This is a genomic window from Syntrophorhabdaceae bacterium (assembly GCA_036504895.1).
Lineage (GTDB): Bacteria > Desulfobacterota > Syntrophorhabdia > Syntrophorhabdales > Syntrophorhabdaceae > PNOM01.
The window spans coordinates 32,612-42,543 of record DASXUJ010000099.1 but is presented as its reverse complement, the minus strand read 5'-3'; the positions used below and the strand labels follow the sequence as shown (position 1 = coordinate 42,543).

General features: G+C 57.2%; 7 protein-coding genes. 5 read left to right on the top strand and 2 right to left on the bottom strand.

Annotation, left to right across the window (positions count from 1 at the left end; translation table 11 throughout):
* On the top strand, positions 1 to 1,697 hold a 1,697-nt coding region (locus VGJ94_14405; GenBank protein ID HEY3277806.1), incomplete at its 5' end, for a glycosyl hydrolase family 65 protein.
* A 49-nt stretch (positions 1,698 to 1,746) separates the two neighbouring features.
* On the opposite strand, the gene VGJ94_14400 is transcribed toward VGJ94_14405, so the two are convergent.
* Positions 1,747 to 2,889 carry an acyl-CoA desaturase gene (locus VGJ94_14400; GenBank protein HEY3277805.1) on the bottom strand — a complete coding sequence of 381 codons (1,143 nt, stop codon included), beginning with the start codon at positions 2,887 to 2,889 and terminating at the stop codon, positions 1,747 to 1,749.
* Between the two features lie 142 nt (positions 2,890 to 3,031).
* Complete coding sequence (locus VGJ94_14395; protein HEY3277804.1) at positions 3,032 to 3,247, bottom strand: hypothetical protein; 216 nt, start codon at positions 3,245 to 3,247, stop codon at positions 3,032 to 3,034.
* 362 nt (positions 3,248 to 3,609) lie between these two features.
* Between VGJ94_14395 and VGJ94_14390 the strand changes: the two genes are divergently transcribed.
* The 4 genes from VGJ94_14390 to VGJ94_14375 are packed head-to-tail and all read left to right on the top strand — an operon-like array spanning position 3,610 to position 9,923.
* Complete coding sequence (locus tag VGJ94_14390; GenBank protein ID HEY3277803.1) at positions 3,610 to 4,161, top strand: 4Fe-4S dicluster domain-containing protein; 552 nt, start codon at positions 3,610 to 3,612, stop codon at positions 4,159 to 4,161.
* On the top strand, positions 4,158 to 5,045 hold the full coding sequence (locus VGJ94_14385) for a CoB--CoM heterodisulfide reductase iron-sulfur subunit B family protein (protein HEY3277802.1): 888 nt from the start codon (positions 4,158 to 4,160) through the stop codon (positions 5,043 to 5,045). Before VGJ94_14390 ends, VGJ94_14385 begins: the two co-directional genes overlap by 4 nt.
* Positions 5,046 to 5,087: 42 nt before the next feature.
* On the top strand, positions 5,088 to 5,444 hold the full coding sequence (locus VGJ94_14380; GenBank protein HEY3277801.1) for a hypothetical protein: 357 nt from the start codon (positions 5,088 to 5,090) through the stop codon (positions 5,442 to 5,444).
* Positions 5,445 to 5,498: 54 nt separating this feature from the next.
* Positions 5,499 to 9,923 (top strand): FAD-dependent oxidoreductase, encoded by a 4,425-nt coding sequence (locus VGJ94_14375; GenBank protein ID HEY3277800.1) that lies wholly within the window; start codon positions 5,499 to 5,501, stop codon positions 9,921 to 9,923.
* Positions 9,924 to 9,932: the final 9 nt, after the last annotated feature.

Here is a 9,932-nt window from a genome sequence, read left to right as displayed (position 1 = left end):
CAGGCAGGGTAGGGGCCGGCCTTGACCCGTGCGGGGCTATCCAGACTGCCTTTGAGCTGGCTGACGGGGAAGAGCGCGAGATTGTCTTCACCCTGGGCACGGGGTATGATTCCGACGATACGGGCAATCTGGCGCGCCGTTTTCGTGGACCGGGTGCGGCACGGGAGGCACTGGAAGCGATTTGGCAGTACTGGAACCGCACTCTCGGTGCGGTGCAGGTGGAGACACCGGACCCCTCCATCAACGTTCTGGCAAACGGCTGGCTCTTATATCAGACCCTGGCATGCCGCGTGTGGGGGCGGAGCGGCTTTTATCAATCGGGAGGCGCATTCGGCTTCCGGGACCAATTGCAGGATGTAATGGCCCTCATCCACACCGAGCCGCAACTCGTACGGCAGCACCTCCTTCTCAGTGCGTCGCGGCAGTTTACGGAGGGCGACGTGCAGCACTGGTGGCATCCGCCTGCAGGGCGGGGCGTCCGCACCCATTGCTCAGATGATTTTCTCTGGTTGCCCCTGGCTACCTGCCGCTATGTGCTGGCTACCGGAGACACGGGAGTGCTGGATGAGCCGGTAGGTTTTATCAAGGGGCGTCAGCTGAACGCCGAAGAAGATTCTTATTATGATCTGCCCAGCCCGTCGGAGGAAAAGAGCGGCCTTTACGACCACTGTGTACGGGCAATCCTCAGGGGCCTCAGGTTCGGTGAACACGGCCTTCCCCTCATGGGCTCCGGCGACTGGAATGACGGCATGAATATGGTGGGTAAAGACGGCAAAGGCGAAAGCGTCTGGCTCGCATTTTTCCTCTACGAAGTGCTCGTCAGGTTCAGCGAGCTCGCCCGCGTGCGCGGGGACCTCGCCTTCTCGGAACAGTGCAGGAGAGAAGCGGTCTCCCTCAAGCAGAGTATCGAAAAGAACGGCTGGGATGGCGGGTGGTATCTCCGGGCCTTTTTTGATGACGGCTCTCCCCTGGGTTCAGCACAGAGTCCGGAATGCCGGATCGATTCCATTGCCCAGAGCTGGTCGGTCCTGTCAGGGGCAGGTAGCGCCCCACGGGTGCGGCCGGCAATGGACGCAGTGGATGAGCTCCTCCTGCGCAGGGACCACGGGCTGGTCCAGCTCCTCGATCCGCCCTTCGACAAGTCGGACCTCAATCCGGGCTATATAAAAGGATATGTCCCCGGGGTCCGGGAGAATGGCGGTCAATATACACAGGGCGCAGTCTGGGCTTCCATGGCTTTCGCGGCCATGGGGGACGGAAAGCGTGCGTGGGAAATCCTCGACATGATCAATCCCGTGAATCACGGGGGAACGGTCAAGGGGATCAATACCTACAAAGTGGAGCCCTATGTGGTCGCGGCTGACGTATACGCGGTTCCACCCCACACCGGGCGCGGCGGCTGGACGTGGTACACGGGCTCAGCCGGATGGATGTACCGCTGTATCGTGGAATCCCTTCTCGGATTGAAACCGGAAGGGGACAAGCTGTATGTAAGGCCCTGCCTTCCCGCCGAGTGGACCGGTTTTTCCGTGCGCTATCGCTATCGGGAGACTCTCTACCGGATCAAGGTTATTCGGGCACCGGCAGGAGACGGCATTGCAAGGATCATTGTAGACGGACTGACGCAGGAGAACTCATGGATAACCATGGTCGACGACCATGAGCAACACTCCGTAGAAGTGACGATGCCGTCATAGGGGTGGACGCCCTCGTCCGTTGTGCCGGATCTCAATCGTAGAATCTCCCTTAGGCGCCCTTATCCGGAGCGCCCATCAGCTTCAGCCACCGGTAATGGGAGGCGATACCCGAGCGGAACGTGGGATGCTCCGCGTATTTTACCCCGTGGTCCCGGCATGTCTGTTCCACGATTTTCGTGAGTGCCGGGTAATGAATGTGACAGATCGTGGGAAGAAGATGGTGCTCGAGATGGAAATTTAACCCCCCGACGGGCCAGCGAACGATTCGGCTGTTGCGGGCGAAGTCGAGGGCGACCCGTGCCTGATGTACCGCCCAGGGGTTTTTCATGCGTCCTGTCTCTTTTTCGGGTTGAGGGAATTCCGACTGGCCCACGCAATGGGGAAGCTGAAAGACGACTGAAAGCATGATACCCAGAACGGAGACGCCCACGCAATAGAAGAGAAGAACGGCGCCCAGGGGGTGGAAAATGAAGGGAATGGCGAAGGCCCACGCGAAGAAGACCACCTTGCCGAAGACGAAAATTACCAGGTCCCATCCTTTGGGGCGTGGAAACCCGTGCCCGCCTATTCGACCCCGTATAACCCTTTTGAAATCGTCGACAAACTGCATCTTGGCCGCAAGAAACCCATAGAGGAGCCAGAGATACAGGTGCTGCCATCGATGAAAAGGGAGCCTGCGGCTATGGGGAGACAACCTGCCGAGAATACCGATGTCGACATCCGTATCGTAACCGGTGATATTGACGTACCGGTGATGGATGACCGAATGTTTCCAGAACCAGACGTAAGAGCTGACACCTGCGAGGTCCATGGTCATTGCCGCCAGTTTGTTGATCACGCGGTTTTTTGAATATGCTCCGTGGCCCCCATCATGGGCAATGTTGAACCCTATCCCCGCCACTGAAAATCCGAGCAGGATCGAGAGCGGAAGTGCCTGCCATATGCTCGAGGCCGTAAAAACAAGGAGGAGATAGAAAGTGATGAGTGAGGCGAGGATGATGCCGGTTTTGAGGTACATCTGCCGGTTGCCTTGCCTTGACTGCCCGATTACATGAGTGAAATATTCATCGACCCGGCGGCGAAGATCATTCTCAAAGGACCTGTCGTCTCCGAATTCCAGCTTCAGTATGGATCGCGTAGCTTGACCGGTCCGTTCAGCGGACGTCTGCCGGGGCCCCTCGGTTCCTGCCATCGCTGCTCCTGCGCATGGTTTCCTGAAAAATGCTGAGGATATATTAAAGGAGTGGCACAGATCTTCTGCCTTGCAAGACACCTGTGCCACCGGCGCATATTCAACGCCTTCCCGAATATTACTGTTTTAGCCGGTCACCGCGTTACTGGCGAGGGCTGCATGTTCCAAGGATATTCTCTTCCTCCAACATTTCCCAAAGTTTGGCGGCGTCATCGCCGGAAAACTTGAGCGTCCTCCACCCCTCCCCCTGGCCTCCGAAACAGACGGTGATAGGGGAGCTCTCTTCTTCACCTATTTCGATGTAGTCAACATTTTCCAAATTGAGGAATTTCTTGCCGATGGAGACGAATTTTGCCATGGTTTCCTCCTTCTTGTGAGATCGTTCTTAATGGGATTTATATATAATATGTGGAGTGAACCCCGGGCTTGTCAAGGCGAGGTCCGGACAAATTGTTCACGAAGGGGTTGAGTCCTGTGTCCGGTCTTCTATGCCTGAACCGGGTCGTGCTCGTCCATGGAGCGTTCATATTTTCAGATCTATTGATAACGGGCCGGCCGCCAGATACTTCCTCGCCGGGGTGTAAAGCTCTCCCGACAGCGGCCTCTTGGGCCCCGTCTATATTGCAAATACCCCCCTTCTCATTGTATAATGTTGCGCACACCTGATTACCAGGACAGCGATATTATTAACTTGTATTTAAGATGGGTAAAGGACATATCATGAAGGATCTTTCTTTTCTTAACGAGATGGAGAATGCCTCCGGGCAGAAGATATCCGGATGTTACCAGTGTTACCGGTGTACGGTCGGCTGCCCGGTGGTGAAAGAGATGGATATTTACCCCCACAGGGTTATACGGTACATCATCCTGGGAGAGAGGGAGCGTGTCCTCGCGTCGAAGACCGTATGGACCTGCCTCCAGTGCGTCACGTGCAGCGTGAGGTGCCCCAATGACATCGATATCGCCCATGTCTTCGATACAATCAGAAAAATTGCCATGAAAGAACGCACAGGGGCCGAGGAAGATACGTGGAAGTTCGATCGGCTTTTCCTGGAGAGTGTGCGTAAGCACGGCAGGCTCCATGAGATCGAGGCGGTCATTAAGTATAAGGTGGACAAGAAGAATTTCTTTGAAGATACGAAGATGGGCGTGGGAATGATGGTCAGGGGAAGGCTCGGGATACTCCCCCACAACATAAAGGACCGCAACGGGTTCAAGGAGATCTTTGCCCGTATAGAAGCCGAAAAGAAAGAGAGGGGTCAGGGCATATGAGGAAACTTACCTATTACCCCGGCTGTTCCATGAAGACTTCGAGCAAGTTTTACGAGCAATCGATCAAGGAGGTATTCTCGCTCTACGGGGTAGAGCTTATCGAGCTTGACGACTGGTCGTGCTGCGGGGCTTCGGCGGCGCCCACCATAGACGACACACTCTCTTATGCCCTTACGGCGCGGAACCTCAGCCTCGCCGAGGGCCTTGACCGGCCTTTCTTTGCCCCCTGCTCGGCCTGCTACAACAAATCGAAGATTACCAACGAAAAACTCCGGACGGACAAAACGCTGAGGGACGAGGTCAACCGCGCCATCGCACCGCTGAAATGCCTGGGCTCCGCAGAGGTTAGGAACATCATGGAGGTTTTCCACGAATATGTGGGTATAGAACGGATTGCCGGAAGCATCGTCTATGACCTGTCGGACCTGAAAGTCGTGCCCTACTACGGGTGCGTGCTTACCCGCATCATGGGAATGGACGCCTTTGACGACAAGGAGAACCCGGAGAGCATGGATACCCTCCTGTGGGCGGCGGGCACGGAGGTAGTGCCCTGGCCCTATAAGATGGAGTGCTGCGGGGCGAGCAAGACCCTCACGAACAAGGATATGACGCTGAGGCTTTCGGGCAAGATTATGGACATGGCGCTCAAGGTCGGCGCGGACGCGGTGGTCACGTCCTGCCCGCTGTGCCAGCTTAACCTCGATATCCTTCCCTACCTCGGGAGGGAGCAAGGGAACCTGCCTGTCCTCTTTCTCTCCGAGATCTTCGAGCTTGCCCTCTTCGGAAGGCTTTCCGGAAAAGGCTCCCATATCATAGCCCCCTCCGGGATCGCGGAGAAGGTGAAGAAAATCGTCCCGGAGGTCTCCCTTCGAACTCCGGCATAAGAACCCGATTTTTTCCGGAAGAAAGAAATAGGATAGTGAGAAATGACGGATATGCAAGAAAAACTTGATTTCATCAAAAAATATGACCCTGAAGGGGCTGACAAGCTGACGAGGCTCCTCGAGAGAAAGACCGCCCTCAAAGAGGGGAACGTCTATGGGGAGAAATTTACGGACAGGCAGTTCTCCCTGGTCTTCGATCCCCTTCTCGCCATGTCGCTGGAGAAGGCGAGAATCCTGGAAGCGCTGCAGGGCGGCGATGATACGGTCAGGGGCTTGTCCGCGAAGCTCGGGCTCAGGGAGGACCTCTGTTTCCGTCACCTGAAGGAACTTATGAGGAGAAACCGGGTCGAGATATCAGGTCACGTGGGAAGAGATGCATCATTCAGAACAAGAGCGTAGGAAGGCGGGAAAACCGGTTGCCTTTCAGGCGCAGGGAGTTTTAGGCAGGAGGATATGGAAAAGGTAGGAAAGGTACTCGTAATCGGCGGCGGCATAGGCGGGATGGAGGCATCCCTCGATCTCGTGGAAGCGGGGTACAAGGTGTATCTCGCCGATGAGAAGCCGAATATCGGCGGTAAGATGTCGCAGCTCGACAAGACGTTCCCCACCAACGATTGCTCCATGTGTATCATGGCGCCCAAACTGGTGGAGGTGGGCCGGAACCCCAATATAGACCTTCTTATGAATACGGATGTGGTGGGTCTTGAAGGTGAGCCGGGTAATTTCAAAGTAACTTTGAGGCGGAGGCCCCGCAGAGTGATGCCGGAGAAGTGTACCTCCTGCTCCCTGTGCGCCCCCCAGTGTCCGATCGACGTGAGCAATGACTATAATGTGGGTCTTTCCAGGAGGACCGGCGCCTATATCAGCTTTCCCCAGGCCATACCCTCGACCTATGCCATCGACAGGGAGATCGCGCCCTGCGTGAACAGGTGCCCCGTAAATCTCAACGCGAGAGATTACGTGGGTCTCATCGCCGAGGGCAGATTTCTTGAAGCCCTCGACCTTATCAGGGAAAGGCTCCCTTTCCCCGGCGTCATAGGCCGCATATGCGCCCACCCCTGCGAGGAAGAGTGTCTGAGGGGACGAAAGGTGGATCAGCCGGTCGCCATATGCGCCCTGAAGCGCTTCGTGGCCGATTACGAGGCGGGCGTGAGGGATATTCCCGTACCCGCGACAGGGCCCGATAAGGGAAAGAAGGTCGCCGTAATCGGCGGAGGGCCCGCGGGACTCGAATGTGCCCTGGAGCTTCGCAAGGCCGGCTATGGCGTGACCGTCTTCGAGGCCCACGACAAGCTGGGCGGCATGCTCTACGTGGGCATTCCCGCCTACAGGCTTCCCAAGGAAGAATTGGCCCGCGAGGTCTCCATCGTCGAGAAGATGGGCATCGAGGTCAAATATAATACACGAGTAGGCAAGGATATAGGGGTCAACGAGATCCACGACTCCTATGATGCGGTCTTTATCGGCGCGGGCGCCCATGGCGGCCGGAGCCTCGGCCTCGATAACGAGGACGCCCGGGGAGTGATCGGAGGCATCGCCTTTCTCCGGTCCGTGGCAACAGGCGAGCCCGTGGAGATGGGGGAGAAGGTCTTCGTCATCGGCGGCGGCAACGTGGCCATAGACGTGGCCCTTACGGCCCGCAGGCTCGGAGCCAAAGAAGTCCATATGGCGTGCCTCGAAACATGGGACCAGATGCCTGCCCACAAGTGGGAGGTCGACCAGGCAGTGGAGGAAGGCGTGAGGGTCCACACGTCGTGGGGCCCGAATGAGATACAGGTGAAGGACGGCGCAGTGAAAGGCGTCGAGTTCAGAAGGTGCACGGATGTATTTGACGAGGCGGGCAGATTCAGCCCCCGCTTCGATGAATCGGTCACCATCGCTTACGACGCGGACACGGTCATACTCGCCATCGGGCAGAGCATGGATACGGGCTTTTTAAAAGACCTGCCGGGTCTTGAGGTCCTGAGGGACGGGCGGGTGAAGGCGGACCCGGTGAGCCTCGAGACCACGGTCGCCGGGGTGTTTGCCGGCGGCGATGTGGTAACAGGGCCGAAGATGGCCATCGACGCCATTGCCCAGGGCAAGGAAGCATCGGAATCGATCATCCGCTTTCTCGAAGGTCGCAACCTCAAAGCGGGCAGAAGGGCGAAAGAGGATAAGCTCGTGGAGGACATTCCATCCTTCATAGAGAAGCGGGCAAGGGTGGCCATACCGTCCTTGCCTGTTCCCGAACGTTCCGGTTTTCAGGAGGTCTTTCACCCCCTGACGGCGGAGGATGCCAGGCGCGAGGCGGAGCGCTGCCTCAACTGTCGGAAATGTCTCGGATGCAGGATCTGTGAAGAGTTCTGCAAGCCCGAAGCGATAAATTATTTCGAGACCCCCACGGAGGAGACCATCGAAGTGGGGAGCATCATCGTGTCGAGCGGTTTTGAGCCCTATGACGCGACGCAAAAGCCCGAGCTGGGGTACGGCATATATCCCAATGTGGTGACCAGCGTGGAATTCGAGAGGATTCTCTCCGCCACCGGCCCCACGGCGAGTGTCATCATGAGGCCCTCCGACGGGAAGATACCGAAAAAGATCGCCTTTCTCCAATGCGTGGGGAGCAGGGACAAGGTGAACGAATACTGCTCGTCCGTCTGCTGCATGTATGCCACCAAAGAAGCGGTCATCGCGAAAGAGCACCAGAACGATATCGAGCCCACCATCTTCTATATGGACGTCCGCGCCTTCGGGAAAGGGTTCGACCAGTATTACGAGAGGGCGAAAGGCGACCACGGGGTGAGGTACGTGAAATCCCTCGTATCCCGGGTGCTCGAGGATTATGAGACGAAAGACGTGGAGATCGTCTATGTCGATGAAGCCGGGGAGCTTCAAACGGAGTCGTTCGACCTCGTGGTCCTCTCCGTAGGCATGAGGCCCGCCGAGCACCTTGCCGGGCTCGCGTCCGTACTCGATCTTGATCTTAACGAATACGGCTTTATAAAGACCGACCGATCGAACCCGCTCACTACGTCCCGTCCGGGCATCTATGTGAGCGGCGCCTGCGAATCACCGAAAGACATACCCGAAACCGTGATCCAGGCAAGCGGCGCCGCGTGCGAGGCGGGGTCGATCATCTCGGAGGCGCGCGGTAAAGACCTTACCATTAAAGTCCTTCCCGAAGAGAAGGACGTGGAAGGGGAAGAGCCCCGGATCGGCGTTTTCGTCTGCAACTGCGGCGTCAATATCGGGGGCGTGGTCAATGTCCCCGAGGTCCAGGCCTACGCGAGGAGTCTCCCGAATGTAGTGCTCTCCGACGAGAACCTTTTCACCTGCTCCCAGGACACGCAGGAGAAGATGAAGAAGCTCATCGACGAGCACGGCATAAACAGGGTCGTCGTTGCCTCCTGCTCCCCCAGGACCCACGAGCCTTTATTCAGGGCTACCATTCGGGATGCGGGACTCAATAAATACCTTTTTGAAATGGCGAATATCAGGGACCAATGCTCCTGGGTCCATATGCAGGATAAGCCGGGCGCAACCCGGAAGGCAAAGGACCTGGTGCGGATGGCGGTCACGAACGCCAACTATATCAAGCCCCTCAAAGAAGTGATGCTCGATGTAAACAAGAAAGCCCTCGTGGTGGGAGGCGGCATCGCGGGTATGACTGCGGCACTGCACCTGGCCAACCAGAATTTCGAAGTTTTTCTCGCTGAAAAATCGGAGGCCCTGGGAGGGAACCTGAGAGGCCTCTTCCATACCGTGGACGGTCTCGATCTTCAGGAATACCTTGCCGGAACAATGGAGCGGGTTACAAGCCATCCCCTGATCCATGTGATCACGAATGCCGAGGCGGTCGACCATTCCGGCTTCAAGGGAAGTTTCGAGACGGGCTTCAGAATCGGTCCGGAGAGAAGATACGAAAAGATCGCTCACGGGGTGGTCGTCCTCGCCACGGGCGGGGAGGAGCTGAAGCCCGCGGGGACCTATCTTTACGGTGAAGACGAGCGGGTCATGACGCAGATGGAGCTGGAAGAGAGGCTCGAGGGCAGGGGACTTTCCAATGCGACGAGGATCGCCATGATCCAGTGCGTGGGCTCCCGTAATGATGAAAGGCCTTACTGCAGCCGTATCTGCTGCACAAGCGCCGTGAAAAACGCCATCGCGATCAAGGAGAAAACGCCGGAAACGGACGTGGTGATCTTTTTCAGGGATATGATGACTTATGGGTTCCTCGAAAAATATTACCTCAAGGCACGAAGGCTCGGGGTGCGGTTCATCCGTTTCGAAAAGCAGGCGCCTCCTGTAGTCGAGGCGCGGGAAGGCGGCCTCTTCGTGGCCTCCCACGACCCTTCGGTAGGCGAAGAAGTGGTATTTCAGGCCGATTTCATAGCCCTGAGCAGCGCGATCATACCGAGAGAGAATAAGGAGCTCGCCACCCTTCTCAAACTACCCAGGACCAACGAGGGCTTTTTCCTCGAAGCCCACATGAAGCTGCGCCCCGTCGATTTCGCCTCTGACGGCATGTTTGTCGCGGGCCTTTGTCATTCACCGAAGAGCCTGAAAGAGTCGATTGCCCAGGCGGAAGGCGCGGTAGCAAGGGCGCTCACCATCCTGTCGAAGGAGCAGGTGGCCGCGGGCGGTATCGTGGCCCATGTGGATGCCGAGCAGTGCGCGGCCTGCCTTACCTGCGTCAGGGTTTGCCCCTATTCGGTGCCGGTAATAAACGAGAAAGGCGAGGCGGAGATAGATATTACCAAGTGCAAGGGCTGCGGCTCATGCGCTGCCGAGTGTCCCGCGAAAGCGATAGACCTGATGCACTATAGAGATGTGCAGATTATAAAGAAGGAACAGGCCCTGTGCGAAGAGGAACCGGACGAGGCTGCCGTATTATAGACGGGATAA